Genomic DNA, 26394 nt, shown 5'->3' on the forward strand with positions numbered 1-26394 from the left:
AGGCATGATTCGGGGGCAAATGACCTTGGCGAGGGTGATCATGCCTCGGTGATCTCTACCAACCGGACGGTCCGCCGTCCCAAGTCCCCTGTGCTGGCCGGGTTCGGCGGTGCGCTCGCGCTGCTGAGTCTGGTCCCGGCGCTTCCCGCGACCGCCGCCGCTCCCGCGCGCGACAGCGCCGTACGCGCCACCGCGTATGCGGCGCCCCGGCCGGTGACGCCCGCCGAACGCCGTACCGCCGCCTACCTGGACGCACTGCGGGAGCGGCCCGCTCAGCTGCGGTCCTTCTTCAAGGAGCTGCCCAAGGGCGGTGACCTGCACAATCACCTGTCCGGCGCTGTGACCACCGAATACCTGCTCCAGCTCGCGATCGAGCAGGGGCTCTGCATCGACGCGACGATGACCGCGGTGGCGTCGCCGTGTGCCCCGGGCGCCCGGCCGGCCTCCGACGCGCGCACGGACGCCGCGTTCCGGCAGCAGATCATCCGGGCCTGGTCGATGCAGGACTTCCCGGCGGACGAGTCCGGGCACGACCACTTCTTCGACACCTTCGGCAAGTTCGGCATGGCCACCTGGTACACCCGGGGCAAGATGCTCGCCAACGTCGCGAGCAGCGTGGTGAAGCAGAACCAGTTCTACCTGGAGACGATGGTCAGCCCGGCCTCGGACAGCGCCAAGGCACTGGCCGACGCGGTGGGTTACGACGCCGACTTCGCCGCGTTCCACCGCAAGCTCGTCGCGGGCGGCAAGCTGGACAAGGTCATCGACGAGGCGGTCCAGGAGGCCGACGACAGCGACGCGCAGTTCCGCGAGGCCGCGCACTGCGACACCCCGCGCCCCGCCCCCGCCTGCAAGCTGCCCGTCCGGTGGATCTCCCAGGTCTCCCGGGGCAGCGCCCCGAACCGCGTGTTCACGCAGATGGCCGTCGGCATGCGGCTGGCCGAGCGCGACCCGAGGTTCGTCGCGGTCAACCTCGTACAGCCGGAGGACTGGGACAGCTCGCTGGAGAACTACAGCCTCCAGATGCGGATGCTGAAGTACCTGCGCGGGCAGTACCCGGGCGCCCACCTCACCCTGCACGCCGGTGAGCTGGCCCCGGGCCTGGTCAAGCCGGAGGACCTGACCTTCCACATCAACGAGGCGGTCCGGGTCGCCGGCGCCGAGCGCATCGGCCACGGCGTCGACCTGGTGCACGAGGACGACTGGCGCGCGCTGGCCCGGACGATGGCGCGGCGCCACGTGGCCGTCGAGGTGCCGTTCTCCAGCAACAAGCAGATCCTCGGCATCGCGGGCGACGAGCACCCCTTCAACGCGTACCGCCGCTACGGCGTGCCGATCGTGCTCTCCACGGACGACCCGGGCGTCTCCCGGATCGACATCAGCCACGAGTACCAGTACGCGGCGAAGACCTACCGTCTCTCGTACACCGAGCTGAAGGACCTGGCCCGCGCCTCGCTGGAGTACGCCTTCCGCGACGGCCGCAGCCTGTGGGCCACCGGCACCGCGCCGTCCGGCTACCGCATGGTGGCGGCCTGCCGCGCCGACCGCCCCGGTGACGGCCGCCCGGGCGCGCGCTGTGCGGACTACCTCGCGGGGAGCCCGAAGGCGGCGACCGAGTGGCGCCAGGAGGCGGCGTTTGCCACGTTCGAGCGGGCCCACGGGGGTCGCTGAGGACGGTGCAGGAAGGGGTACGGGGCCGTGGGCCCCGTACCCCTTCCTCCTCAGAAGCCTCCGCCGAAGTCCCCGCCGCCCCCGAACCCGCCCCCGTCGCCGAAGCCGCCGCCGTCCCCGAAGCCGCCGCCTCCGAAGCCGGACGAGTCGAAGTCACTGCCGGAGAAGTCGCCGCCGGAGAAGTCACCGCCGCCGCCGTAGTCGCCGCCACCGTAATCCGCCGCGTACGCCGGGGTGGCCAGCATCGAGCCGAGCATCGTGCCCATCAGGAGGCCCGGCAGCAGGCCGCCGCCGAAGTAGCCGCCCGCCCACGGACCGTAGGCCGGGCCCGCCTCCCAGTACGGGCGGCGGGTGCCGTCGCCCACCTCGACCGTGCGGCTCATCGGGTCCTCGCCCTCGTTCAGCCGCACCTGGTCCGCCGCGCACACCGGGACCTCCCGGGCACTGCCGCCCGACGGGGACCAGCGGACGTCCGCGACGGAGGGGCCGTGGCGCGGGTCGAAGAAGCAGGGCGGGCGACGGGCCGGGAGTTCGCGGCCGGAGCGGCGGGCGTCGAGCACCGCGAGCGAGTAGCGCCCGTCCTCCAGGGCCTGGGTCACCCCGCGCACGTCCGAGGGGTGCTTCGCCCCGGCCATACGGGACTTGGCGCTCTCGTAGGAGTCGAGGGCGCGTTCGTAGTCGCCGCGCATCGCCTCGTCGGCGCCGCGTTCCGCCGGGTGGAAGTCGAGCCGTTCCAAAGTCTCCCCGTACGCCGTGATGTCCTCGTCCACGACCACCCGCAGCTTGTCGAGCGCGACCCGCTCCTCTTCCTCCTTGCGCCTGCGGTTGCGGCGTACGACCGTGTACGCGGCGGCTCCGCCGAGCACGACCACGGCTCCGGTCACGGCCAGGCCGACGGCGGCCGAGTTGCCGTCGGAGGCGGAGTGCTCGCCGCCGCTCCAGGAGGCGGGAGCGCTGCCCCGGGCCTGTTCGAGGGCGCGGTCCACGAAGGTGTTGAGCTGGGTCGCCGCGTTGGCGTCCGCGCCGGGGGTCTTCACGGCTGCGGTGAGGTTGATGACGGCGTTCCGGGACATCACCTGCGGGTCGGCGCCCGCGCTGAAGCCGTCGCCGAGGCGGATCGCGTAGACGCCGGTGATGCCGGTCTCGGCGCGCAGGGTGCGCAGCACGGTGTCCTCGGGGAAGGCGGCGGTGTTGGGCAGCACGGCGACGAACACCGGTTTGTCCGCGTCCTCGATCTTCTTGCTCAGTGCGGCGGCCTGGCTCCGGGAGAGCTGGTCGGAGGCGGCCGGGTCGACGTAGACGGGGCCCTTGCGCAGGGCCTGGGCGACGTCGTTCACGGTGGAGGCGCTGGTCGCGGCAGGGGCGGCCGGGGCCAGGAAGAGGGCGAGGGCGGACAGCAGGGCCAGGAGCCCCGCCAGGAGCGCCGCCGGGGCCGTGAAGCTGAGAAACGGCCTGTTCCGCATACTCCCAAGCTAACGCACACGCGTGCGAAACGGGTCGGGACGTACGAAACGGGCGGGCGGCCTCCTGGTGCCACCCGCCCGTTCCGCGTCCTCAGGCGGCCCGGTAGGCCGTCCTGAGCTTCGCCACCGCACCGGTCAGATCACCGGTGAGCAGCAGGTGGTCGGCGTCCGCGAACGGCTTGGACACCTTCTCGGTCAGCTTGCCGCCGATCTTCTGCTGGACCAGCAGCCGGGCCTGGCCGACGATCTCCCGGCCGACGTCGGTCTTTCCGAGGCCGGTGCGCTCGGCGACCTGGGCGGCCAGGCCGAGCAGGGCGAGCGTGACCTCGCCGCCGGCCGGGGGCTTCTTCAGCGTGCTGAGGCCCCAGCCGTACGGGAACTGCGGGTCGTACGAGGCGTCGCCCACGTTGATCGGGAGCTGCGCCTCGGACTTGGGCCAGGTCACCGGGAGCTGCCCGGTGAAGGCCCGCTTGCCGAAGAGGACGTCGGCGACGCCGTCGCCCTCGGACCCCGGCAGCCAGGACGCCACCAGCGCGTCGATGTCGCCGAGCTGGTCCCCGATGAGCTGGGGGCGGCCCGAGACGATCAGGACGGCGCACTTCATCGCGGCGCAGACCGTGTCGACCGCGGCCCGGTCGGCGTCGGACAGCTTCAGGTCGTGCCCGTTGCCGACGTCACCGACTCCCTCCGCGTACGGGGTCTCCCCGACGACGACCACACCGACGTCGTAGCCGGCCGTGTCGGCGGACGCGTCCTTGGAGTACGTGACGGACGCGGCGTCCTTCTTCATGGCGGACAGGATCGTGGTGCCCGGGGTGATGGCACCGGAGGAGCCCTGCCAGCTGACGGTCCAGCCGCCGGCCTGGTTGCCGATGTCGTCGGCGTTGGAGCCGGCCACGTACACCTTCTGCGAGGATTTCAGCGGCAGCACACCGCCGTCGTTCTTCAGCAGCACCTGCGACTTGGCGGCGGCCTCGCGGGCCACGGCCCGGTGCTCCGCCGAGCCGATCTTCTTCAGGTTGGCGGTGTCCGCGTACGGCTTCTCGAAGAGGCCCAGCCTGAACTTCTGGGTCAGGATGCGGGAGACCGCGTCATCGATCCGGGACTGCGGGACGCGGCCCGCGGTGACCTCGTCCTGGAGCGTCTTCGTGAAGTCCTTGTACTCGGTCGGGACCATGATCATGTCGAGCCCGGCGTTGATGGACGTGCGCACGTCGCTCGCGTAGTCGCCGGGGAGCTGGTCGATCGCCTTGTAGTCGCTGATGACGAAGCCCTCGAAGCCCATGCGGTCCTTGAGGACACCGTTGATCATCTCGGCGTCGCCGTGCATCTTCACCGGGCCCTGGTCGTCCCCGATGATGTCGAGCGAGGAGTAGGACGGCATGACCGTGCCGACCCCGCGCCTGACCGCGTCCTCGAAGGGCGCGAGGTGGACGGCTTCCAGCTCCTGCCGGGTGACCTTGGTGACGCCCTGGTCGGTCGTGTACGAACCGGTGGTGGACGAGCCGTACTCCGTACCGCCGTCGGCGACGAAGTGCTTGGCGGAGGCCAGCACCTTGTCGTTGCGGTCCAGGTCCTTGCCGGACGGGGCGCCCTGCATGCCCTGGATCACGGTCTCCAGGGACTTCACGAGGGCCGGGTCCTCACCGTACGACTCGTACGAGCGGCCCCAGCGCTCGTCGCGCGAGACGCAGAGGCAGGGCGCGAAGTCCCACGGGACGCCGGTCGCGCGGACCTCGCTCGCGGTGACGGCACCGGTCTTCTCGGCCAGCTTCGGGTCGCGCGTGGCGCCGAGGCCGACGTTGTGCGGCATGACCGTCGAGCCGACCAGGTTGTTGTGGCCGTGCACCGCGTCCACGCCGTAGATCAGCGGGATCTGGAAGCGGGTGGCCTGGGCGCGCAGCTGGTAGCCGTCGATCATCCTGGCCCACGCCTCGGGGGTGTTGGGCGCGGGGACCGAGCCGCCGCCGGAGAGCAGCGAGCCGAGGTCGTACGTGGCGATGTCGCCCTGGGACGCGAGCGCGTTGCGCTCGGCCTGGGTCATCTGGCCGGCCTTCTCGGCGGGCGACATCCGGGAGAGCAGGTCGGCGACGCGCTGCTTCACCGGCAGCTTCGCGTTCTGGTACGGCAAGCCGTGGGCGTCGATGACGGCCTGCGGGTTCTCCTTCGGCGGCCGGGCGCCGGTGACGGTCAGTTCCAGCGGGACGGTCTTCGCGGTGGCGGCGCCGGAGACCTTCTTCGTCGCGACCCTCACCTGGTGGGTGGTGCCGGACGCGGTGCCCGCCGGGAAGGTGTACGTGCCGCTGACCGGCGTGAAGTCGGTGCCGGACTTCGCCGTGCCGCCCTTCGTCTCGTACGCGACGGTGACGGGCTCGTCCAGCGGGACGGACCCGGTCGTGGTGAGCGTGAAGCCGAGGGACGCGGACGCGCCCTGGTCGACCGGGACCACCGCGGCCTCGGTGACGACGCTCGCCTTCAGGGCCGCGTCGGCCTTGCCGTACAGCTCCATGCCGTCCATGGCGAACTTCCCGGGGGCGCCGGTCGGCAGGGTGAGGGCCCAGCCCCACATCTCGTTCAGGCCGAGGACCTGGTCGATGCCGCCGACGGGCTGGTAGTCGCCCCGGTAGGTGAGGTCGGCGAACGGGATCTCGACCTGGTGCCAGCCCTCCCAGTCGTCGGTGAACGAGGTGGTCCAGAGCTCGGACGCCTCGCCGTTGGCGCCGCCGTCCTTGATCTCGAAGTTGATCCGCTTGCCCGAGCCGGGCGGCAGGGGCGCGGTGTTCTGGCCGTACCACCAGAAGCGGATGCCCTTGTGGGCGGACCAGTCGTGCGGCTGCGCGTCGGCGGCGTAGTCGTGGCTGAGGCCGCCGTAGCCGCTGATGTCGTAGGTGCCTTCGAGGACCTTGGCGCCCTCGGGGGCGTCGGCCCGGTCCTTCAGCGCCAGGGTGGGCGGGTCGTCGGCGTCGCCGCCCCAGGTGAAGATGCCCTCGGCCGGCTGGTTGGCGAAGGGCACCTCCCCCTCGAAGCGGTCGACGGCGACCGGTGCCGGTTCGTCGGCGGCCGGGGCCGCCGTGGACGGGACTGCGCCGGCGAGCAGGCCGGCCACCACGGTGGCGGCGGCCAGCACGGCGGTAGCCGGTCTCGCCCGGCGGCGGGTGCGGGGTGGCATCTGTGCGGCTCCTTCGTACGGGTTGCTGGTGCGGTGCGTACGGGGCGGCGCGGGCCCTGCGGACCCGCGCCGGTGCTGCTGCCTTGCGGAGGGAATCAGGCTTCGCGGGTGAGCCGGATGGTGTCGCGGTACCACTTGGCGCTGTCCTTGAGCGTCCGCACCTGCGTGTCGTAGTCGACGCGGACGATGCCAAACCTCTTGTCGTAGCCGTAGGACCACTCGAAGTTGTCCATCAGCGACCAGGCGAAGTAGCCCCGCACGTCGGCGCCCTGGGCGCGGGCGGCGGCGACGGCGGCGATGTGGTCGGCGAGATAGGTGGTGCGGTCGGCGTCGTGGATCTCGCCGTCCTCGGAGACGGTGTCGTCGAAGGCGGCGCCGTTCTCCGTGATGACCGTCGGGAGGCCGTAGTCCTTCTCCAGACGGACGAGCAGGTCGGTGAGGGCGGTGGGGGTGATCTCCCAGTCCATGGCGGTACGCGGCAGGTCGCGCTCCACCTGACGGGTGACGGGCAGCCCCTCCGCGTCCGTGGTCGCGCCGTCCTCCGTGACACCGGAGAACAGCGAGCCCCGGTAGAAGTTGACCCCGAGCACGTCCAGCGGCGTCGAGATCGCGGCCAGGTCGCCGTCCTGGACGGGCAGTTCGATGTTCTGGGCGGCGAGGTCGGCGACGATGTCCTCGGGATAGGCGCCCTTGACGACCGGGTCCAGGTAGAGCCGGGCGCCCAGGCCGTCGGCGCGGCGGCACGCCTCGGCGTCCTCGTGGCTGTCGGTCTCCGGGGAGGCGGTGCCCAGGTTGAGGGTGATGCCGAGTTCGAGCGCGTTGCCCCGGGCGGCGGCCTGCTCGCGCAGGTACCGGGAGGCGAGTCCGTGGCCGAGGAGCAGGTGGTGCACGGCGTGGATGCCCTCGCCGAAGTTCTGCCGGCCCGGTGCCTGGCCCCCGTAGGCGTAGCCGAGCATCGCGGAGCACCAGGGCTCGTTGAGCGTCGTCCAGTGCGTGACCCGGTCGCCGAACGCGTCGTAGGCGAGCGCGGCGTACTCGGCGAAGCGGTACGCGGTGTCGCGGACCGGCCAGCCGCCCGCGTCCTCCAGCTCCTGCGGCAGGTCCCAGTGGTAGAGGGTGACCCAGGGGGTGACGCCCTTGGCCTCCAGCTCGTCCAGCAGGCGCTTGTAGAAGTCGAGGCCCTTGGCGTTGGCCGGGCCCCGGCCGCCCGGCTGGACGCGCGGCCAGGCCAGCGAGAAGCGGTACGTGTCGACGCCGAGGTCCGCGATGAGCCGCACGTCCTCCGGCATGCGGTGGTAGTGGTCGCAGGCCACGTCACCGTTCTCACCGCGGACGACCATGCCCGGCACCCGGCAGTACGTGTCCCAGATGGACGGCGTTCTGCCGTCCTCGGCCGCCGCGCCCTCGATCTGGTACGCGGCTGTGGCGACGCCCCAGCGGAAGCCCGCGGGCAGACCGGGTACGGCCTGGGCGGCGATCTCGCGGGCGTATGCCTGGGGGGTGACGAGGTTCATGGGTCTCCTGTGGTGTGCGTTGCTCTGGGGCGCTGGAGGGGCGGGCCCTACGCGCGGGCGGCGGTGGTGGCCGGGGCCTCGTGGTGGAGCCAGCAGGCCACCGAGCGGGAGCCGTCCGTCCCGGGCGCCGCGAGCACCGGGACGTGGGTGTCGCAGCCCTCGACCTTCTTGGCGCAGCGGGGGTGGAAGGCGCAGCCGGACGGCATGGACGAGAGGTGCGGCGGCGAGCCGGGGATGCCGCTGAGTTCGCGGCGGGGTCCGTGCAGCGCGGGGAAGGAGTGCAGCAGCCCTGCGCTGTACGGGTGGTGGGGGTCGCGGTAGATCTCGGTGGCGCCGGCCTCCTCCACGATCCGGCCGCCGTACATGATCGCGATCCGGTCCGAGAACTCGATCAGCAGCGAGATGTCGTGGGTGATGAAGACGACCGAGAAGCCGAGCTCCTCGCGGAGCCGGACCAGCTGGCGCAGGATCTGCCGCTGCATGACCACGTCGAGCGCGGTCGTCGGCTCGTCCATGATGACGATCTCGGGTTCCAGGGCGAGCGCCATCGCGATCATCACGCGCTGGCGCATGCCGCCGGACAGCTGGTGCGGGTAGGCGCCGAGGCGGTCCGGGGAGATCCCGACGAGGCTGAGGAGTTCCCGGGCCCGGGCGGTGCGGTCGGCCTTCTTCATCTCCGGGCGGTGCGCCTGGAGTACGTCGGTGAGCTGGTTGTGCACCGTGTAGACGGGGTTCAGCGAGTTCATCGCGCCCTGGAAGACGATGGACAGCTCCGCCCAGCGGAAGGCGCGCAGCTCGGCCGCCGACATGGCGAGCAGGTCCATGGCCTGGCCGTCGCGCCCGTGGTAGTGGACCTCGCCGCCGGTGATGACGCCGGGCGGGGAGAGGAGCCGGGTGACCGCGTAGGCCAGGGTGGACTTGCCGGAGCCGGATTCGCCGGCGAGGCCGAGGACCTCGCCGCGGTGCAGGGTGAGGTCGATGTCGCGCAGGGCGTGCACGGCGTCGGCGCCGGTCCCGTAGTCCACGTTGAGGCCGCTGATGGTGAGGACGGGCTCGCTCATGAGCGGGTCTCCTTGTGGCGCGGGGTGCCGGTGCCGGGACGGGCCACCGGGGTGAAGCCGACGCGCATCTTGACCTTCTTGGAGCCGCCGGTCTCGGTGCGCAGGCGCGGGTTGACGAATTCGTCGATGCCGAAGTTGATCAGGGCGAGGGACATGCCGAGCAGGGCGATGCAGAGCCCGGCCGGGACGAACCACCACCAGGCGCCCTGGGCCAGTGCCTGGCTGGACTGCGCCCAGAACAGGACGGTCCCCCAGTTCCAGTTCGAGATGTCGGCGACGCCGATGAAGGCGAGGGTGATCTCGGAGAGGATCGCGAAGATGACCGTGCCGACGAAGCCGGAGGCGATGACGGCGGTGAGGTTCGGCATCACCTCGAAGAGGATGATCCGCCAGGTCGGCTCGCCCGTGGCGCGGGCCGCCTCCACGTAGTCGCGGCGGCGCAGCGACAGGGTCTGGGCGCGCAGCACGCGGGCGCCCCAGGCCCAGGAGGTGAGGGCGATGACGAAGGCGATGAGCAGGTCGCCGGCGTCCGTGACGAAGCTGGCGATGATGATGATCAGCGGCAGTCCGGGGATGACCAGGAAGACGTTGGACAGCAGCGACAGCGCCTCGTCGGCCAGCCCGCCGAGGAAGCCGGCGGTGACGCCGATCACCACGGAGAGGACGGTGGCGAGGATGCCCGCGACGAAGCCGACGACGAGCACGCCCCGGGTACCGACGAGGATCTGCGAGAGCACGTCCTGACCGGTCTGCGTGGTGCCGAACCAGTGCGAACCGGAGGGTGCTTCGAGCAGGTCCTGGCTCATCGCGCTGGGGTCGTACGGGGCGATCCACGGGCCGATGATCGCGATCAGCACGAAGAAGAGCAGGATGCCCAGGCCGATGACGGTCTTCCGGCCGCGCAGGAACCGGAACTTGCGCTTGCTCGCTGCCGGGGTTTCGACGGCATCGAGTACGGCGACCTCGGTGGCGGTGACGGCCATGGCCCTACGCCTCCCTTCGGGTACGGGGGTCGAGGAGCAGGTAGAGGACGTCGGCGAGGAGGTTCGCCGCCAGGACGGAGAGCGTGATGATGAGGAAGATGCCCTGCATGAGGGGGTAGTCCTTGGCACCCACGCCCTGGAAGAGCTGGTAGCCGATGCCCGGGTAGGAGAAGACCATCTCCACCAGGAGCGTGCCGCTGACGATGAAGCCGAGCGAGAGGGCGAAGCCGGAGATGTTGGGCAGGATCGCGTTGCGTGCCGCGTAGCCGAACATCACCCGGCGCTCGGAGAGGCCCTTGGCCTGGGCGACCATGACGTAGTCCTCGCTGGACACCGTCACCATCATGTTCCGCATGCCGAGGATCCAGCCGGCGACGGCGCTGAGGACGATCGTGAGGCCGGGCAGCACCCCGTGGTAGAGCGCGCTGGAGATGAACGGCCAGTCGAAGGCGGGCACCAGCGAGTTGTCGTAGCCGCCGTCGGCCGGGAAGAGCGGCCACTTCACGGCGAACAGCGAGATCGCGATGAGCCCGAGCCAGAAGTACGGGATGGACGAGATGAACGTGGTGACGGGCAGCAGGCTGTCCATCCAGGAGCCGCGCCGCCAGCCCGTGAAGACCCCGATGCCGGTGCCGAGCAGGAAGCTGATCAGCGTGGTGATCCCGACGAGCGCCAGCGTCCAGGGCAGCGACTGCGCGATGACCTCGCTGACCGGGGTCGGGAAGAAGGTGAACGACAGGCCGAGGTCGCCGTGGAACAGGTGCACCCAGTAGTCGGTGTACTGCTCCCAGATCGACTGCTTCTTGTCGAGCCCGAAGAGGGCCTTCAGCGAGCCGATGGCGTTGGTGTCCAGTTGGCCCTGGAAGCGGGCGAGGAGCGCCTGGACGGGGTCGCCGGGCATCAGGCGCGGGATGAGGAAGTTGATCGTGATGGCGGCCCAGGCCGTGACCAGGTAGAAGGCGAGCCGTTGGAGCAGGAACTTCACTTCGCAGCCTCCTTCTCGTGGTCGTCGGTGCGGGCGGTGCCGGTGCCGTCGTAGAGCCAGCAGGCGGCCCACTGGCCGTCGGCCAGGTCGAACCGGGGCGGCAGCTCGGTGCGGCAGCGCTCCATCGCCTTGGGGCAGCGGGGGTGGAAGCGGCAGCCGGCGGGCGGGGCGATGAGCGACGGGGGCTCGCCGCTGCCCTGGTCCTCCGGCTCGTCCTCGGCGGCCTGCCGGTCGGGGTGCGGCGCGGAGGCGATGAGCAGCTGGGTGTAGGGGTGTGCGGGGCGCTGCGTGACGGTCTCGCTGTCACCGCCCTCGACTATGCGGCCGGCGTACATCACCAGGGTGGTGTCCGCGAAGTAGCGGGCGGACGCGATGTCGTGGGTGATGTAGAGGATCGCGAGGTGCAGCCGGTCCTTGAGGTCCTTGAGCAGGTTGAGCACCCCGAGCCGGATGGACACGTCCAGCATCGAGACCGGCTCGTCGGCCAGGAGGACCTGGGGGTCGGCGCCGAGCGCGCGGGCGATGGCCACGCGCTGGCGCTGACCGCCCGACAGCTCGTGCGGGAACTTGTCCAGGTACTGATGAGGAGGAGTCAGCTGGACGCGGTTCAGCAGAGCGGTCAGGTTCTGTTCCAGTTCCGCCTCGCCGGTGCCCGCCCGGCCGTGGATCTTCAGCGACCGGGTCAGGTGGTAGCGCACGGTGTGCACGGGGTTCAGCGAGGCGAACGGGTCCTGGAAGATGAGCTGGACCCGGCGTACGTAACTGCGGAAGGACCGGCCACGTCCGGCCTTCGCCGGCTGCCCGTTCAGGTGGATCTCGCCCGAGGTGAGCGGATACAGCTGCGCGAGCAGCCTGGCGACGGTGGACTTCCCGGAGCCCGACTCCCCCACCAGTGCCGTGACGGTGCCGCGCCGCAGTTGCAGCGAGGCGTCGTCCACGGCGTGGACGGTGCGGCGCGTGCGCGCGAGGAGATCGCGGGCGTTGCGCCGCACGGCGAAGTGCTTGGTGACTCCGCGTGCTTCGAGCACGATGTGGTTGTTCTCTGGCTGTTCAGACATGGCCGGTACCTGATCCCTGCGTACTACTTGGCGGGCTTGAGATTCAGCACGACTTCCAGCGAGGTGCGCTGGGTGTGCTGCGGGTCCGCGTACGGGTTGTCCTCGGTGGGCCAGCCCACCCAGTTCTTCGTGGAGTACTCCGCCCCGACGGGTGCCGCCGCGGTCGGGATCATCGGCGCCTGCTCGACCATGATCTTCTGGAGCGTGTCCATCGCCTGCTTGCGGGCGGTGTCCGTGGTGGCCTGGGCGAAGTCCTTCAGCGCCTCGGTCGCCTCGGTGCTCTTGAAGCGGCCGAAGTTGCCGGACTGCGACGGCTTGCCGATGGGCTGGATCAGGGCGCCGTCCATGATGTTCTGGTACATGTCGTACGGCGTGGCACCGCTGTTGGTCCAGTGCAGGGTGGCGTCGAAGTTGCCGTTGGCGACGTCCGCGTTCCAGGAGTCCGCGGTCTGCGTCTTGACCTTGGCGTCGATGCCGATCTTCTTGAAGTTGTCCTTGATGATCGACAGGCCGGTGATGTAGTCGTTCCAGCCCGCCGGGTCGGTGAGGGTGAGCTTCACCGGCTTGCCGGACGGGTCCTTGAGGACGCCGCCGCTGAGCGTGAAGCCGGCCTTCTCCAGGACCTGCGTGGCGCCCGCGACGTCCGGCTTGGTGGTGGCCTTCTTGTACGTGTCGGAGATGAAGGACTCACCGGCCGGCAGCGGGATGCCGGTGGGGTTGGTGATCTCCGGGTAGAGGGTCGCCTCGGCCTGCGTGTAGATGGCGTTGCGGTCGACCACCATCGCCATGGCCTTGCGGAGCGCCGCGTTGTCGAACGGCTTGCGGGCGGTGTTGATCCAGAGGCCGTGGATGCCGAGACCGGACGGGAACCACAGCTTGTGGTTCTGCGGGTCCTTGTCGATGAACAGCTTCTTGAAGTCCGGCATGAAGACGAACGACCACTCCAGCTTGCCGCTGGCCAGCGCGGTGGTCGCCGCGTTGTTGTCGTTGTAGGTGCTGTAACGCAGCTCCTTGACCTTGGTCGAGCCCTTCCAGTAGGTGGGCGTCGCGGTCAGGGTGGTGGTCTGCGGCGTGAAGGTCTTCAGCTTGTACGGGCCGGAGCCGACCGGGTTCCGGTTCGGCCAGGTCTCCGGCTTGTCGACCTTCTCCCAGATGTGCTTCGGGACGATGTACTGCTGGAGGATCTTGTTCTGGTTGACGTACTGCGAGGAGTTGAAGGTCAGGATGACCTTCTTGTCCTTGACCTCGACACCGCCCCACTGGATGCCGTCGGCGTTGAGGGCCGGGTGCTTCTTCAGCAGCTCGAAGGTGTACGCCACGTCGTCGGCGGTCAGCGGCTTGCCGTCGGCCCACTTGGCGCGCTCGTCGATGGTGAGGGTGACCTTCGTGAAGTTGAGGTCCCACTTCCAGTCGGTCGCCAGCCACGGGTCGGGCTTGTCGGCGGGCCGGATCTGGCTGACCATCGCCAGCGGCTCGTAGATCATCCAGCGGTAGCCGAGGGTGGCGCCGGCCGAGGTGTTCAGGAACGGGTTGCTGTTGTTCGTCTGCGGCCCGTCCGGCTTGCCGATGTTCAGGACGCCCGAAGCGGCACTGCCGCCGTTCTTGTTGTGGTTCGAGTTGGCCGAGGAACAGCCTGCGGCGAGTGCGACCACCGCGGTGGCGAGCGCGGCGGCTCTCAGCGTGTGACGGCGTGCGGACATAACGACTCCAGGAGGGACTGGCGGGTCTGTGGGATCCGGAAACGGGCAGCGCCGGGCGCGGCCTGGTACGGCTGTGCTGGTGGTACGGGTGCGGTGTGGGCCTGGGGGCGCCCTTGTCCGCTAGGGCGCCGAGTGGCGCACGACCAATTCGGTGGGGAGCACGACCGGGTTGTCCGGTGCGAGCGTGCCGCCCAGGTGGGAGAGGAGCATCCGCGCGGCCATCTCACCCATCTGCCGGGTGGGCTGGCGCACGGTGGTCAGGGGCGGTTCGGTGTGCTCGGACATCGGGATGTCGTCGAAGCCGACGACCGCGATGTCACCGGGCACGGTCTTCCCCGCGGCGCGCAACGCTCGCAGCACGCCCGCCGCGGTGATGTCGTTGTGCGCGAAGACCGAGTCGAACTCCGCGCCCGAGGCGAGGAGTTCCTCGACGGCAAGCCGGCCGGAGCGTTCGGTGAAGTCCCCCACGATGACGTGGTCCGTGGGGAGGACCGAGACGAACCCGGCCAGCCGGTCGCGTACGCAGCCGAAGTGCGCGGGGCCGGTGATCACGACGGGCCTGGTGCGACCGGCGTCCCGCAGATGACGGGCGGCCGACGCGCCTCCTTCGTGGTTGGTGGTCACGACGGAGGGGAATTCGGGGTGGTGGCCGCGATCGTCGATGAGCACGATCGGCAGGCCGTCGCGGTGCAGTTCCGTGAGGTGGTCCAGGGTGTTCTCGGGTTCCACCACCACCAGGCCGTCGAAGGCCCGCGCCGACACCTGGCTGGTGAAGCGCTCCACGGACTCGGCCCCGCGGTTGCAGGTGAACAGCAGCAGCCCGTAGTCGGCGGCCTCGACGGTGTCGACCACGCCCTGGAGCAGTTCGCCCATCCAGGGCCAGGTCAGCGAGGGCACCAGCATGCCGACCGTACGGCTGCTGCCGCGGGCCAGACCGACGGCGCCCGAGCTGGGCACGTAACCGAGCTGCGCGATCACTTCGCGAACGCGTGCGGCCGTCGAACCGTCCACCTCGCCCTTGGTGTTGATGACCCGGGAGACGGTCGTCTTGCTGACGCCGGCCTCGCGGGCGACATCAGCGATGGTGACGCGCATCGGGGCCTCCAGGACACAACGGGACAGATGAGAACGACCGCAACGACCGGCGATGGAACCGGTACCGCAACCGGTTCCGGAACCGGTACCGGCGTTGGTGGCGTGAGTTAACCCCGCAGAAACACCGCCGTCAATACTTCACGTCGAGATTGGTCCGTACCCATCTGATAACGAGAAGAACACGGTCCTTGCGTTCAACTTCTGAACAAAAACGCCTCTTGACGCGGGCACGTGATTCCCGTTCACTCAGTCCCCGTACGGGGCCGTACACGCGAACGCCCCCGTCCGCCCTGCCGGTTGAGGCGGGTGGACGGGGGCGGGCGTGTGCGGGAGACGGCCCCGTGCGGGTCAGTCGGTCGGTTCGAGGCCGGCGCGCAGCAGCCCGTAGGTGTACGCGTCCTCCAGCGCCTGCCAGGACGCGGAGATGATGTTCTCGGCCACCCCGACGGTCGACCACTCGGCGGTCCCGTCCCCGGTGGTGATCAGGACGCGGGTGGTGGAGTCGGTGCCGGTGCGGCCCTCCAGGATGCGGACCTTGTAGTCCGTCAGCTCCAGCTTGGCGAGCTGCGGGTAGATCCGTTCCAGGCCCACGCGCAGCGCCCGGTCCAGGGCGTTGACCGGGCCGTTGCCCTCGGCGGTGGCGACGATCCGCTCGCCCTTGGCCCACAGCTTCACGGTCGCCTCGTTCGCGTGGGTGCCGTCGGGGCGGTCCTCCACGATGGCCCGCCAGGACTCGATACGGAAGTAGCGCCGCACCCGGCCCTCGGCCTCGGCGCGCAGCAGCAGCTCGAAGGAGGCGTCGGCCGCCTCGTAGGTGTAGCCCTTGAGCTCGCGCTCCTTGACCCGGGCGACGACCCGGCCGACCAGTTCCCGGTCGCCTCCGAGGTCGACGCCGAGCTCGTCGCTCTTCAGCTCGATGGAGGCCCGCCCGGCCATGTCGGAGACCAGCATCCGCATGGTGTTGCCGACCAGGGCGGGGTCGATGTGCTGGTAGAGGTCCGGGTCGACCTTGATCGCGGAGGCGTGCAGCCCGGCCTTGTGGGCGAAGGCCGAGACACCGACGTACGGCTGGTGCGTGGAGGGGGTCAGGTTGACCACCTCGGCGATGGCGTGCGAGACACGGGTCATGTCGGCGAGGGCGCCGTCGGGGAGGACCCGCTTGCCGTACTTGAGCTCCAGCGCGGCGACGACCGGGAAGAGGTTGGCGTTGCCCACGCGCTCGCCGTAGCCGTTGGCGGTGCACTGGACGTGCGTGGCGCCCGCGTCGACGGCGGCGAGGGTGTTGGCGACGGCGCAGCCCGTGTCGTCCTGGGCGTGGATGCCGAGCCGGGCGCCGGTGTCGGCGAGGACCGTGGAGACGACGGCCTGGATCTGGGCCGGGAGCATCCCGCCGTTGGTGTCGCAGAGGATGACCACGTCGGCGCCGGCCTCGGCGGCGGCCTTGACGACGGCCTTGGCGTACTCGGGGTTGGCGCGGTACCCGTCGAAGAAGTGCTCGCAGTCCACGAAGACCCGGCGGCCCTGCTCGCGGAGGTGGGCGACGGTGTCGCGGACCATCTCCAGGTTCTCCTCCAGCGTGGTGCGCAGCGCGAGCTCCACGTGGCGGTCGTGGGACTTGGCGACCAGCGTGATCACCGGGGCGCCCGACTCCAGCAGCGCCTTGACCTGGGGGTCCTCGGCGGCGGTTCCGCCCGCCCTGCGGGTCGCGCCGAAGGCGACCAGCTCGGCGTTCTTGAACTCGATCTCCTGGCGGGCGCGGGCGAAGAACTCGGTGTCGCGGGGGTTGGCGCCGGGCCAGCCGCCCTCGATGAAGCCGACGCCGAACTCGTCCAGATGCCGGGCGATGGTCAGTTTGTCGGCGACCGTCAGGTTGATGCCTTCACGCTGTGAACCGTCGCGCAGCGTGGTGTCGAAGACATGGAAGCTGTCGTCGGTGGGCTTGGCCTTGGTGGTCATGGCTGGTCTGACTCCTGTCGGCTGAGTGAATCCGGACGATCTGGCTCCACTTGCCCCCATCATCCCTGCGCCTCGTACGCCGGCCGAGGTGAGGGCCGGAAAACGAAAAAACCCCTCGCGGGTGCGAGAGGTCTGCGCGCGGGTCTGGGGCACGGTGGCCGTGCCGTACGTGGTGGTACGGGACGGTCACTGCGGACCGGCGCGCCTGCTGCCAATAATCATGACGAACGAGGACACGGAAGCAGTCTGGCACAGGACCACCGCCGTGAACCGCCCGTCTCAGGATGCGGGCGTACGGAGGGCCCCCGGCGAGACGCCGGGGGCCCTCCGTACGACGCGATCACGCGAGGGAGTGCATCCAGCCGTGGGTGTCCTCGGCGGTGCCGCGCTGGATGTCGAGCAGGCGCTCGCGCAGCTTGAGGGTGACCGGGCCGGGGGTGCCGTCGCCCTGGGTCCACTCGCCGCCCGCGCTCTTCACCGTGCCGACGGGGGTGATGACGGCGGCGGTGCCGCAGGCGAAGACCTCGGTGAGGGTGCCGGCGGCGGTGTCCTCGCGCCACTGGTCGATGGAGACGCGGGACTCCTCGGAGGTGTAGCCGAGGTCACTCGCGAGCTTGAGGAGCGAGTCCCGGGTGATGCCGGCGAGCAGGGAGCCGGTGAGGGACGGGGTGACGATCTTGTCCCCGTACACGAAGTAGAGGTTCATGCCGCCCAGCTCCTCCACCCACTTGTGCTCGACGGCGTCGAGGTAGGCGACCTGGTCGCAGCCCTTGGCCGCGGCCTCGGCCTGGGCGAGGAGGGAGGCGGCGTAGTTGCCGCCGGTCTTGGCGTCGCCCATGCCGCCGGGGACGGCGCGGACCCGGTCCTCGGAGAGCCAGATGGAGACGGGCTTCACACCGCCCGGGAAGTAGGCACCGGCCGGCGAGGCGATGACCAGGAACAGGTACTCGTTGGCCGGCCGCACGCCGAGGCCGACCTCGGTCGCGATCATGAAGGGGCGCAGGTAGAGGGACTCCTCGCCGCCGTGGGCCGGGACCCAGGCCGTGTCCTGCTGGACGAGCGCGTCACAGGCCGCGACGAACGTCTCGACAGGCAGCTCCGGCATGGCGAGGCGGCGGGCGGAGGAGCGGAAGCGCTCGCCGTTGGCCTCGGGGCGGAAGGTGGCGACGGAGCCGTCGGGCCGGCGGTACGCCTTCAGGCCCTCGAAGATCTCCTGGCCGTAGTGGAGCGTCATGTTGGCGGGGTCGATCGACAGCGGCGCGTACGGCACGAGCTGGGCGTCGTGCCAGCCGCGGCCTTCGGTCCACTTGATCGTCACCATGTGGTCGGTGAAGTAGCGGCCGAATCCGGGCTGGGCCAGGATCGCCTCGCGCTCCGCGTCGGACAGCGGGTTCGAGGAGGGCTTGAGCTCGATCGTGGTCGTCATGAGTGCGTGTCCTTCACCGTGATGTGTGTGTAGGACCGCGCGCACGCCTTCAGGTGCTAGGACGTCCGAGCTTCGCAGCGAGCCACGGCCCCGTTCGATTATCTCTCGAAGGCTGCCGTGCACGAAATGGCGTGATTGCGGTCCAGGGTTCGATGGTGACACCCGGGGCCGCACAGGTGAAGCCGCCGGGTGCGTCTGCGACCCGGCGGCTTCGTGGTGGAGTCGTCGGATCAGCCCGCTACGCGTACCGCGAGGGCGTCGCCGATCTCGTCGGTCGTACGAGCGGTGCCGTCGCGCTCCGCGAGGTCGGCGGAGACGGCGTCCTCGATGCGCACGGCCTCGGCCTCGTAGCCGAGGTGGCGCAGCAGGAGGGCGACGGAGAGGATCGTGGCGGTCGGGTCGGCCTTGCCCTGCCCCGCGATGTCGGGGGCGGAGCCGTGGACCGGCTCGAACATCGACGGGAAGGCACCCGTCGGGTTGATGTTGCCGGAGGCGGCCAGGCCGATGCCGCCGGAGACGGCCGCGGCGAGGTCGGTGAGGATGTCGCCGAAGAGGTTGTCGGTGACGATGACGTCGAAGCGCTCCGGCTGCGTGACGAAGAAGATCGTCGCGGCGTCGACGTGCAGGTAGTCGGTGGTGACCTGCGGGTACTCCGCGGCGACCCGGTCGAAGATGTTCTTCCACAGGTGGCCGGCGTAGACCAGGACGTTATTCTTGTGGACCAGCGTCAGCTTCTTGCGCGGGCGGGCGGCGGCGCGCTCGAAGGCGTCCCGGACGACCCGCTCGACGCCGAAGGCGGTGTTGAGGCTGACCTCGGTGGCGACCTCGTGCTCGGTGCCGGTGCGCAGCGAGCCGCCGTTGCCGGTGTACGGGCCCTCGGTGCCCTCGCGGACGACGACGAAGTCGATGTCCGGACGGCCGGCGAGCGGGGTGTCCGTGTTCGGGAAGAGCTTCGACGGCCGCAGGTTGATGAAGTGGTCGAAGGCGAAGCGCAGCTTCAGCAGCAGCCCCCGCTCCAGGACGCCGGAGGGCACGGACGGGTCGCCGATCGCGCCGAGCAGGATGGCGTCGTGGCCCTTGAGGGCGTCGAGCTCCGCGTCGGGAAGGGTCTCACCGGTACGGTGCCAGCGCTGGGCGCCAAGGTCGTACTCCTTGGTCTCCAGCTTCACATCCTGCGGGAGAACAGCGTTGAGGACCTTGAGGCCCTGGGCCACGACCTCCTGGCCGATACCGTCACCGGGGATCACTGCGAGATTGATGCTGCGAGACATGGTGGCACCCTACTGCGCGTCCCACCCCATGACACGTCCCGTCCACCATACGGACACATGATCATCTGTACGTGTACCGTTCACCTATTCGGCGGGAGGGCGTCAGCCGGGCGGTGGAGGTTGTCGCCCATGGACATCCCTCGCTTCGGCATCCCCGAGAAGCTCGCCGGCCGCATGAGCATGGCCGAGCAGCACGACTACCTCCGCACCCGGCTCACCCGCCGCGGGGCGTTGCGCACCGGCGTGGCGACCGCGGCCGTGGCCGGCGCCGGGATCGGCCTCGCCTCCTCCCCCGCGTACGCGGCCCCCACCGTACTCACCTCGCACAGCACCACCCGGGTCGACGGCGCGCTGGTCGCCCCCTTCGGCCGGCACCTGGCGTACGGGGCGGACCCGAGGACGCAGATGGCGGTCTCCTGGCAGGTGCCGTTCGCGGTGCGCCGCCCGTACATCCGCATCGGGCTGAAGCCGTGGGGGCTGAGCCGGCGGATCGACGCGGAGGTGCGCCACCTGACGACGCCGCAGCTGAACAACGGCAAGATCGCGGCGGCCGAGCAGTTCTACGTACACGCGTCCCTGGAGCGGCTGCGGCCCGGCACCACGTACTACTACGGCGTCGGCCACGAGGGCTTCGACCCGGCGGACGCGCGCAACCTGGGCACGCTCGGCACCTTCACCACCGCGCCGGCGCGGGCGGAGAACTTCACCTTCACCGCCTTCGGCGACCAGGGCGTCAGCTACCACGCGCTCGGCAACGACCAGCTGATCCTGGGCCAGAACCCGGCCTTCCACCTGCACGCCGGGGACATCTGCTACGCGGACCCGTCGGGCTCCGGGCAGACCACCGACACCTACGACGCGCGGACCTGGGACCAGTTCCTGGCGCAGACGGAGACGGTCTCCAAGACGGTGCCGTGGATGGTGACGACCGGGAACCACGACATGGAGGCGTGGTACTCGCCGGACGGCTACGGCGGCCAGAACGCGCGCTGGACCCTGCCGGACAACGGCCCGGACCCGGTCAACCAGCCCGGCGCCTACTCCTTCGTCCACGGCAACGTGGGCGTGATCGCGCTCGACGCCAACGACGTCAGCTACGAGATCCCCGCCAACTTCGGCATCAGCGGCGGCCGGCAGACCCGCTGGCTGGACCGGCGCCTCGGCGAGCTGCGGGCCCGCCACGACATCGACTTCCTGGTGGTCTTCTTCCACCACTGCGCGTTCTCCACGACCAACGCGCACGCCTCGGACGGCGGGGTGCGGGACGCCTGGGTGCCGCTCTTCGAGAAGCACCAGGTGGATCTGGTCATCAACGGGCACAACCACGTCTACGAACGCACCGACGCGATCCTGAGGAACGCCGTCAAGCGCCCGGTGCCGATCGGCGAGAGCACCGACCCCCGCCGGGACGGCATCGTCTACGTCACGGCGGGCGGCGCGGGCAAGGCGCTGTACGACTTCCCGGTGCCCGACAGCTACGAGGGGCACGTCGCGGACCTGGAGAGCGTGGACACGTACCACGTGGCCAAGGGCGGCGCGAAGGCCACCGAGACCGTGGAGTGGTCGCGGGTGCGGTACACCGGCTTCTCGTTCCTCGCGGTGGAGGTGGAAGCCGGACGGCGCCCCCGGATGAAGGTCACCGCGCTCGCCGAGTCGGGCGAACGCGTCGACCACTTCGAGATCAGCCGGGGTTAGGGCCTTTCGTTTGGATCAGGCTGGACCAGGGAGCGGGGCGTGGTGCGTGCGGCTGCAAGGCGGAGGAGGGCGACAACGCGGAGCGTTGGCAACCGACGACAACGCGGCAGACGTGCGTGCCACGCCCCGCGAGCCCAGCATGATCCAAACGAAAGGCCCCAGGCCCGGTCAGTGACCGGTGGAGCCGCCGTTGTCCCTGCGGTCGAGGGCGCGCTGCAGGGCGGCGGCGGCAGCCTGCCGCTCCGACTCGGTCGGGCGGTGGGCGTGACGGACACGGCGGCGGGTGGTGGTCTCGGCCATGGTGGATCGACTCCTTGAGATCGCGAGGATTTCGAGATCGAACAGCGTGGGGTGATGTCGAGATCGTTGATTTCGAGGCGCCGGAAGGGGCGGGGAACGGGCGCCGCAGGGGTTGCCTGCACAGGGCACGCGCTCTCGACCGCCAGTCGCTTGATCTAGCGAGACGTTCGGCTCCTACAAAGTTAGAACAGCCCGGCCGGTCTGTCTCCACAATTACTCGGACTTCCTACTATCTGAGACGGCGGTTTACGGCGGCTCACCCGCCGCTCACTCTCAGCTCGCTCGCAGTTCCCTGATCAGGGCCCGCACCGCGGCGGATCGTGCCAGCTCAGGGGTGGTGACATAGCCCACGGAGCGGGTCGGGCGCTCCGGTCCGAGAGCGGTGATCTCAACCGAGTCGGGTGCTCCGCACAGGGACAGTCCGGGCATGATCGCCATGCCGAGACCGGCGGACACCATCGAGAGCACCGCTCCGTCGTCCTCGGCCTCCACGGTCGCCCGCGGGATCCAGTCCTGCGCCGCCCACCACTCCCGGGTGTACGAGGTGCAGTTCTCGGCCCAGTCCAGCAGCGGGAGCGTCCGGGGCGCCGGATGACCGGCCGGGTGCACGAGGGCGTACTCCTCCTCCCGCAGCACTCCCCCGACCAGCTCGTCCGGCACCGGTGAGGAGCCGCCCACCGTCGCGATCCCCAGATCGGCGCGCCCGTCCAGGACCTCGCCCGCCGTGCCCCGCCCCAGCTCGCGCACCACCCGCACCACCGGCTCGATCCCCGGGTGCCGGGTCCGCAGCCGTTCCAGCGCGGGCGGCAGCAGATGCAGGGCGGCGCTGCGGAAGGCCGCGATCCGCAGCGGCCCGGCCGGTACGGCGTCCGCCCCGGGTCCGGCCACCGCCGCCCGCGCCTCGGCGCCCATCACCTCCAGCAGCCGCAGCACGCGCCGGGCGTACCCGAGGGTGGTGGAGCCCGCCGCGGTGGGCATGGCACCCTTACGGCCCCGTTCGAAGAGAACCGCGCCGATCCTGCGTTCGGTGGTGCGGATCGCGTGGGAGACGGCGGACTGCGTCATGTCCAGGGCGGCGGCGGCGCCGGAGAAGCTGCCCGCGCTCTCGACGGCGAGCAGGATGCGCAGCTCCTGCGGGTTCAGGTCGGCCATCGTGCGGGTTCCCCTCGTTCCATGAACGCCGTTCATGGAAACGGCCTTTCCATCGACGCAACCCTCTGCCGGGCCGGAAAGTTCCTTCCTACGGTCGCTGCCATGACGACGACACGCACCGCCCGCAGCTTCCGTCTGGCCGCCCGCCCCACGGGCTTCCCCACCCCGGACCTCTTCACCCTGACCGACTCACCGGTGCCCGACCCCGCCCCCGGACAGGCCCTGGTGGAGAACCTCTACCTCTCCGTCGACCCGTACCACCGCGAGGAGATGGACGGTGGCTGGGAGCTGGGCGCCCCGCTGGAGGGTCGTGCCGTGGGCCGGGTCACCGCCTCCCGCGACCCGGGCCTCGCGGAGGGCGACCTCGTCTTCCACCGGCAGGGCTGGCGCACCCACGCCCTGGTCACCGCCGGTACCGACCGCACCCGCCGCCTCCCGTCGTACGAGGGGGTCCCGCTGACCGCCCACCTCTCGATCCTCGGCGGCACGGGCCTCACCGCCTACGCGGCCCTGACCCGCGTCCTGGAACTCCGCCCCGGCCAGGACCTCTTCGTCTCCGCCGCCGCGGGCGGGGTGGGCACCGCGGTGGGCCGGATCGCCCGGCTGCTCGGCGCCGGCCGGATCGTCGGCAGCGCGGGCTCGGCCGCCAAGGTCGCCCGGCTCACCGGGGAGCTCGGCTTCGACGCGGCGTTCGACTACCACGACGGGCCGGTCGGCGAACTGCTGGCGAAGGCCGCGCCGGACGGGATCGACGCCGCCGTCGACAACGTGGGCGGCGATCATCTGGAGGGCGTGATCGCGGCGATGCGCGATTCCGGCCGCATCGCCTGGGTCGGCGCCATCGCCCAGTACCACTCGGCGCACACGCCGCCGCCCGCCCCGCGCAACCTGTTCGACGTGGTCGGCAAGAGCCTGCGCCTCGAAGGCGTCCTCGTCCGCAACCACCGCGATGCGCAGGGCGAGTTGGAGGCGCTGCTGGTGCCGCACCTGCGCAGCGGCGGGATCGCCCCGGACGTCACGGTCGTGGACGGCTTCGAGCGGACCGTGGACGGCTTCCTGGGCATGCTGCGCGGCGAGAACACCGGGAAGATGCTGATCCGCACGGCCGCGTAGGGCCGGGCCGCGCGCGTACTCAGGCGTACGTGAGTACCCGGGCCGTGTCGAAAAAACGTGCGTCGCACGAGAGTTGCGGTCATGAACGGCCTCTACGCTCTCAAGCCCTGGTACGCGGACCGGCTCTCCGGCGTCCGCGCCTCGCTGGTCCGCCGTGAGGTGTCGCCCGACACCCTCACCGCCGCCGGGGTGGCCGCCGCGGCCGGTGCCGCCGCCGCCCTGGCCTGGCTGCCCGCCCCGGTCGCCGCCCTGCCGGTCGCCCTCCTGCTCGCGGCGCGGCTCGCCTTCGCCAACCTGGACGGGGCGCTCGCCCGGGACACCGGCCGCACCACCCGGCGCGGCGCCGTCCTCAACGAACTGGGCGACCGGGTCGCCGACCTGGTCGTGCTCGCCGGCTTCCTGACGCTCGCCCCGCTCTGGCTCGTCGCGCTGGCCGGTCTCGCGGCCACGCTGCCCTCCTGGGTGTCGCTGGCCGGGGCCGCCGCCGGGGCGCCCCGCCGCAACGGGGGCCCGGTCGGCAAGACGGAGCGCTGCCTGCTCGTCGTGATCGCCGCCGCGAGCGGCTGGGCCGTCCCGGTCCTGGCCGTGATCGCCGCGGGCTCCCTGCTCACCGCCGCGCTCCGGCTGGCCGGCCTCTGGCGGGAGCTCGCATGAGCGCCGTCCTGATCGCCGAGGAGGCCGCCGTCCGCGCGGTGCCGCTGGTCGCGGGCGTGCTGGGCGCGGGCGGGGTCGCCGTCGCGGTGCTGCCCGCGAGGGTCCGGATGCGCGCCGAGCTCCGCAGGCGCTGGCGGACCTGGGCGCTGGTGGCCCCGGTCTTCCTTGGGGCGTTCTTCCTGGGCGGCGGCGGCACGTACGCGCTGGCCGCCGGGCTCGGCGTGGTCGCGGCCGGTGAGTACGCCCGGATGGCGGGGCTGCGCCGGGGCGACCTGGCCGTCCTCGCGGCGGCGTCGGCGGCCCTCCCGGCGCTGGCCTGGCTCGCCCCGCACACGCTGGACCTGCGCGCGGCGGCCCTGCTGCTCGTCGCGGCGGCGCTCCCCTCCGTGCTGGGCGGCGACGATCGCACGGGCTTCACGCGCACCGCCCGGACCGCCTTCGGGCTGCTGTGGATCCCGCTCGCGCTGACCGGCCTGGTCACGCTCGGGGACACGGCGGTCGCGGTGGGCCTGGCGGTGGCGCTCGGGGACGTCGGCGCCTGGTGCGGCGGTACGGCGCTGGGGCGGCGCGGTCCGCTGGCCCGGCCGCTCTCGCCGCTCTCCCCGAACAAGACGTGGGCCGGGGTGCTGGGCGCGGCCGCCGCCACCGGGGCGCTGCTGCTGGTGCTCGGCGTGTTCAGCCCGTCGCTGTGGGCGGCGGTCGTCGGCGGCTGCGTGCTCGGCGACCTGGTCGAGTCCATGGTCAAGCGCGAGTCCGGGGTGAAGGACGCGGGCAGCTGGCTGCCGGGCTTCGGCGGCCTGCTCGACCGGATCGACTCCCTGCTGGTGGCCCTCCTCCTGGCGATGGTGATGACGTGAAGCCTCTCGGAAGCACGCTGGTACGCACCTCCGGTGTCCTCCCGGTCCGCTCGCGGGTCGCCTCCGCGCTGCGGCGCGGGCTGTGGTGGGGCGTGCTCAGCCTCACCGGCGGCATCGAACGGCGCGGCCGGCTGCCGCGCGGCGGCTGCGTGGTCGTCGCCAACCACAGCTCGCACGCGGACACGGCGGCGCTCCTGGCCGCGTTGGACGCCCGGCACAGCCCGGCGATCGGCGCGGCGGCGGACTACTGGTTCGCCTCTCCGTGGCGGCGCCGGATCTGCCGCAGGCTGGCGGCCGGGTTCCCGGTGCGGCGGGCGGGCGGCGGGATGGCGGACCTGCTGACGATGACCGGCGAGCTGCGCGAGGGCCGGGCGGTCGTGCTCTTCCCGGAGGGCACCCGTGCCGAGGACGGCACCCTCGGCTCGTTCCACAAGGGCGCGCTGGTCCTGGCCGAGGAGGCGGGCGTCCCGGTCGTGCCGGTGGGCATAGCGGGCACGGACCGGCTGCTGCCCAAGCACGGCCGGCTGCGCTCGTCGCTGGTCCGGGTGACGGTCGGGGCGCCGCTGCCCTCCGGGGTCACCCCCGAGGCGGCCCGCGACGCGGTGCGCGCGCTGCACGACCGTACGGCCGCCGAACCGCTGCGGGACTCCGCGGTGCGCAGGCGGGTCGCCTCGGTCGTCACGTCCCGCGTGGGGCTGCCGCTGGCCTTCTGCTGGGCGTTCGCGGAGGCGCTGAGCTGGCCGCTGATGCCGGAGCTGCTGCTCGCGGTGGTCTGCGTGGCGGTGCCGCGCGCGGCCCTGAGGATGTCGCTGGGCGCGCTGGCCGGGAGCCTGGTGAGCGGGCTGCTCGCGCTGCACCTGGCGGCGGGGGGCCTGCACCTGCCGGCGCCGCTGACCACGGACCGGATGCGGGCGGAGGTCCGCGCGGAGCTGGCGGTGGAGGGGGCGCGGGCCGTCCGCCACCAGCCGTGGAACGGCATCCCGTTCAAGGTGTACGCGGCTGAGGCGGGGCGGGCTTCGGTGCCCGCGGCGGACTGGGTGGCCGCTTCGGCGGCGGCGCGGGGCGCGCGGACCCTGACGGTGGGGCTCGCCTTCGGCGCGTTCGGCCTGCTGCTGCGCCGCCACCGCCGGCTGTACGGGCCCTACCTGGTGCTGCTCGGCGGCGGCTTCGCGGTGGGGCTGGGGCTGATCGTGCGCGGGTGGGGCTGACCCCTCCATGGAAACCGCCCCCCGTCCGGCAGGGGAACCGGACGGGGGGCGGGACTCGGGGCG

The 26394-nt window shown here is 71.4% G+C and carries 20 protein-coding genes; 6 read left to right on the forward strand and 14 right to left on the reverse strand.

Going from position 1 to position 26394, the window contains the following annotated elements:
- The first annotated feature begins 48 nt into the window (after positions 1–48).
- Positions 49–1671, forward strand: a complete 1623-nt coding sequence (locus tag OG867_RS07560; protein ID WP_406283781.1) for an adenosine deaminase — start codon at positions 49–51, stop codon at positions 1669–1671.
- A 50-nt stretch (positions 1672–1721) separates the two neighbouring features.
- On the opposite strand, the gene OG867_RS07565 is transcribed toward OG867_RS07560, so the two are convergent.
- The 12 genes from OG867_RS07565 to OG867_RS07620 form a co-directional block, all read right to left on the reverse strand.
- Complete coding sequence (locus OG867_RS07565; RefSeq protein WP_406283783.1) at positions 1722–3134, reverse strand: hypothetical protein; 1413 nt, start codon at positions 3132–3134, stop codon at positions 1722–1724.
- A gap of 91 nt (positions 3135–3225) precedes the next feature.
- Positions 3226–6303 carry a glycoside hydrolase family 3 N-terminal domain-containing protein gene (locus tag OG867_RS07570; RefSeq protein ID WP_406283785.1) on the reverse strand — a complete coding sequence of 1026 codons (3078 nt, stop codon included), beginning with the start codon at positions 6301–6303 and terminating at the stop codon, positions 3226–3228.
- Between the two features lie 95 nt (positions 6304–6398).
- On the reverse strand, positions 6399–7817 hold the full coding sequence (locus OG867_RS07575; protein ID WP_406283787.1) for a GH1 family beta-glucosidase: 1419 nt from the start codon (positions 7815–7817) through the stop codon (positions 6399–6401).
- Between the two features lie 47 nt (positions 7818–7864).
- The gene (locus tag OG867_RS07580; RefSeq protein WP_406283789.1) at positions 7865–8878 is read right to left on the reverse strand and encodes an ABC transporter ATP-binding protein; all 1014 of its coding nucleotides are present in this window, start codon (positions 8876–8878) and stop codon (positions 7865–7867) included.
- Positions 8875–9861 carry an ABC transporter permease gene (locus OG867_RS07585; RefSeq protein ID WP_328902558.1) on the reverse strand — a complete coding sequence of 329 codons (987 nt, stop codon included), beginning with the start codon at positions 9859–9861 and terminating at the stop codon, positions 8875–8877. The genes OG867_RS07580 and OG867_RS07585 overlap by 4 nt, the downstream gene beginning before the upstream one ends.
- Positions 9862–9865: 4 nt before the next feature.
- The gene (locus OG867_RS07590; RefSeq protein ID WP_328902557.1) at positions 9866–10846 is read right to left on the reverse strand and encodes an ABC transporter permease; all 981 of its coding nucleotides are present in this window, start codon (positions 10844–10846) and stop codon (positions 9866–9868) included.
- Positions 10843–11904, reverse strand: a complete 1062-nt coding sequence (locus tag OG867_RS07595) for an ABC transporter ATP-binding protein (RefSeq protein ID WP_328902556.1) — start codon at positions 11902–11904, stop codon at positions 10843–10845. Before OG867_RS07595 ends, OG867_RS07590 begins: the two co-directional genes overlap by 4 nt.
- A gap of 23 nt (positions 11905–11927) precedes the next feature.
- Positions 11928–13604, reverse strand: coding sequence for an ABC transporter substrate-binding protein (locus OG867_RS07600; RefSeq protein WP_406283792.1), 1677 nt, complete (start codon positions 13602–13604; stop codon positions 11928–11930).
- 120 nt (positions 13605–13724) lie between these two features.
- Positions 13725–14699, reverse strand: coding sequence for a LacI family DNA-binding transcriptional regulator (locus OG867_RS07605; RefSeq protein WP_406283794.1), 975 nt, complete (start codon positions 14697–14699; stop codon positions 13725–13727).
- 348 nt (positions 14700–15047) lie between these two features.
- Positions 15048–16655 carry a citramalate synthase gene (cimA, locus tag OG867_RS07610; RefSeq protein ID WP_406283796.1) on the reverse strand — a complete coding sequence of 536 codons (1608 nt, stop codon included), beginning with the start codon at positions 16653–16655 and terminating at the stop codon, positions 15048–15050.
- Between the two features lie 340 nt (positions 16656–16995).
- The gene (locus OG867_RS07615; RefSeq protein ID WP_328902552.1) at positions 16996–18081 is read right to left on the reverse strand and encodes a branched-chain amino acid aminotransferase; all 1086 of its coding nucleotides are present in this window, start codon (positions 18079–18081) and stop codon (positions 16996–16998) included.
- Between the two features lie 230 nt (positions 18082–18311).
- Positions 18312–19352 carry a 3-isopropylmalate dehydrogenase gene (locus OG867_RS07620; RefSeq protein WP_328902551.1) on the reverse strand — a complete coding sequence of 347 codons (1041 nt, stop codon included), beginning with the start codon at positions 19350–19352 and terminating at the stop codon, positions 18312–18314.
- A 129-nt stretch (positions 19353–19481) separates the two neighbouring features.
- On the opposite strand from OG867_RS07620, the gene OG867_RS07625 reads away from it, so the two are divergent.
- Positions 19482–21047 (forward strand): purple acid phosphatase family protein, encoded by a 1566-nt coding sequence (locus tag OG867_RS07625; protein ID WP_406283799.1) that lies wholly within the window; start codon positions 19482–19484, stop codon positions 21045–21047.
- Between the two features lie 168 nt (positions 21048–21215).
- Here the strand turns inward: OG867_RS07625 and OG867_RS07630 are convergent, their stop codons facing one another.
- Entirely contained in the window at positions 21216–21347 is a 132-nt protein-coding gene (locus tag OG867_RS07630; RefSeq protein WP_018102494.1) for a hypothetical protein, read from the reverse strand.
- 273 nt (positions 21348–21620) lie between these two features.
- Positions 21621–22499, reverse strand: coding sequence for a LysR family transcriptional regulator (locus OG867_RS07635; protein WP_406283801.1), 879 nt, complete (start codon positions 22497–22499; stop codon positions 21621–21623).
- A 102-nt stretch (positions 22500–22601) separates the two neighbouring features.
- Between OG867_RS07635 and OG867_RS07640 the strand changes: the two genes are divergently transcribed.
- The 4 genes from OG867_RS07640 (at position 22602) to OG867_RS07655 (ending at position 26331) form a co-directional block, all read left to right on the forward strand.
- On the forward strand, positions 22602–23612 hold the full coding sequence (locus OG867_RS07640; protein WP_406283803.1) for an NADP-dependent oxidoreductase: 1011 nt from the start codon (positions 22602–22604) through the stop codon (positions 23610–23612).
- Positions 23613–23693: 81 nt separating this feature from the next.
- On the forward strand, positions 23694–24266 hold the full coding sequence (locus OG867_RS07645; protein WP_328902547.1) for a CDP-alcohol phosphatidyltransferase family protein: 573 nt from the start codon (positions 23694–23696) through the stop codon (positions 24264–24266).
- Positions 24263–25123 (forward strand): phosphatidate cytidylyltransferase, encoded by an 861-nt coding sequence (locus OG867_RS07650; RefSeq protein WP_406283806.1) that lies wholly within the window; start codon positions 24263–24265, stop codon positions 25121–25123. Before OG867_RS07645 ends, OG867_RS07650 begins: the two co-directional genes overlap by 4 nt.
- The gene (locus OG867_RS07655; protein WP_406283808.1) at positions 25120–26331 is read left to right on the forward strand and encodes a lysophospholipid acyltransferase family protein; all 1212 of its coding nucleotides are present in this window, start codon (positions 25120–25122) and stop codon (positions 26329–26331) included. The genes OG867_RS07650 and OG867_RS07655 overlap by 4 nt, the downstream gene beginning before the upstream one ends.
- Positions 26332–26394: the final 63 nt, after the last annotated feature.

This window comes from Streptomyces sp. NBC_00209 (assembly GCF_045206345.1).
Taxonomy (GTDB): Bacteria; Actinomycetota; Actinomycetes; order Streptomycetales; family Streptomycetaceae; genus Streptomyces.

Bases quoted from the DNA above. Each gene is read 5' to 3' on its own strand.
- OG867_RS07565 (WP_406283783.1), bottom strand. From the start codon at position 3,134: ATGCGGAACAGGCCGTTTCTCAGCTTCACGGCCCCGGCGGCGCTCCTG.
- OG867_RS07570 (WP_406283785.1), bottom strand. From the start codon at position 6,303: ATGCCACCCCGCACCCGCCGCCGGGCGAGACCGGCTACCGCCGTGCTG.
- OG867_RS07575 (WP_406283787.1), bottom strand. From the start codon at position 7,817: ATGAACCTCGTCACCCCCCAGGCATACGCCCGCGAGATCGCCGCCCAG.
- OG867_RS07580 (WP_406283789.1), bottom strand. From the start codon at position 8,878: ATGAGCGAGCCCGTCCTCACCATCAGCGGCCTCAACGTGGACTACGGG.
- OG867_RS07585 (WP_328902558.1), bottom strand. From the start codon at position 9,861: ATGGCCGTCACCGCCACCGAGGTCGCCGTACTCGATGCCGTCGAAACC.
- OG867_RS07595 (WP_328902556.1), bottom strand. From the start codon at position 11,904: ATGTCTGAACAGCCAGAGAACAACCACATCGTGCTCGAAGCACGCGGA.
- OG867_RS07600 (WP_406283792.1), bottom strand. From the start codon at position 13,604: ATGTCCGCACGCCGTCACACGCTGAGAGCCGCCGCGCTCGCCACCGCG.
- OG867_RS07605 (WP_406283794.1), bottom strand. From the start codon at position 14,699: ATGCGCGTCACCATCGCTGATGTCGCCCGCGAGGCCGGCGTCAGCAAG.
- cimA (WP_406283796.1), bottom strand. From the start codon at position 16,655: ATGACCACCAAGGCCAAGCCCACCGACGACAGCTTCCATGTCTTCGAC.
- OG867_RS07615 (WP_328902552.1), bottom strand. From the start codon at position 18,081: ATGACGACCACGATCGAGCTCAAGCCCTCCTCGAACCCGCTGTCCGAC.
- OG867_RS07620 (WP_328902551.1), bottom strand. From the start codon at position 19,352: ATGTCTCGCAGCATCAATCTCGCAGTGATCCCCGGTGACGGTATCGGC.
- OG867_RS07625 (WP_406283799.1), top strand. From the start codon at position 19,482: ATGGACATCCCTCGCTTCGGCATCCCCGAGAAGCTCGCCGGCCGCATG.
- OG867_RS07630 (WP_018102494.1), bottom strand. From the start codon at position 21,347: ATGGCCGAGACCACCACCCGCCGCCGTGTCCGTCACGCCCACCGCCCG.
- OG867_RS07635 (WP_406283801.1), bottom strand. From the start codon at position 22,499: ATGGCCGACCTGAACCCGCAGGAGCTGCGCATCCTGCTCGCCGTCGAG.
- OG867_RS07640 (WP_406283803.1), top strand. From the start codon at position 22,602: ATGACGACGACACGCACCGCCCGCAGCTTCCGTCTGGCCGCCCGCCCC.
- OG867_RS07645 (WP_328902547.1), top strand. From the start codon at position 23,694: ATGAACGGCCTCTACGCTCTCAAGCCCTGGTACGCGGACCGGCTCTCC.
- OG867_RS07650 (WP_406283806.1), top strand. From the start codon at position 24,263: ATGAGCGCCGTCCTGATCGCCGAGGAGGCCGCCGTCCGCGCGGTGCCG.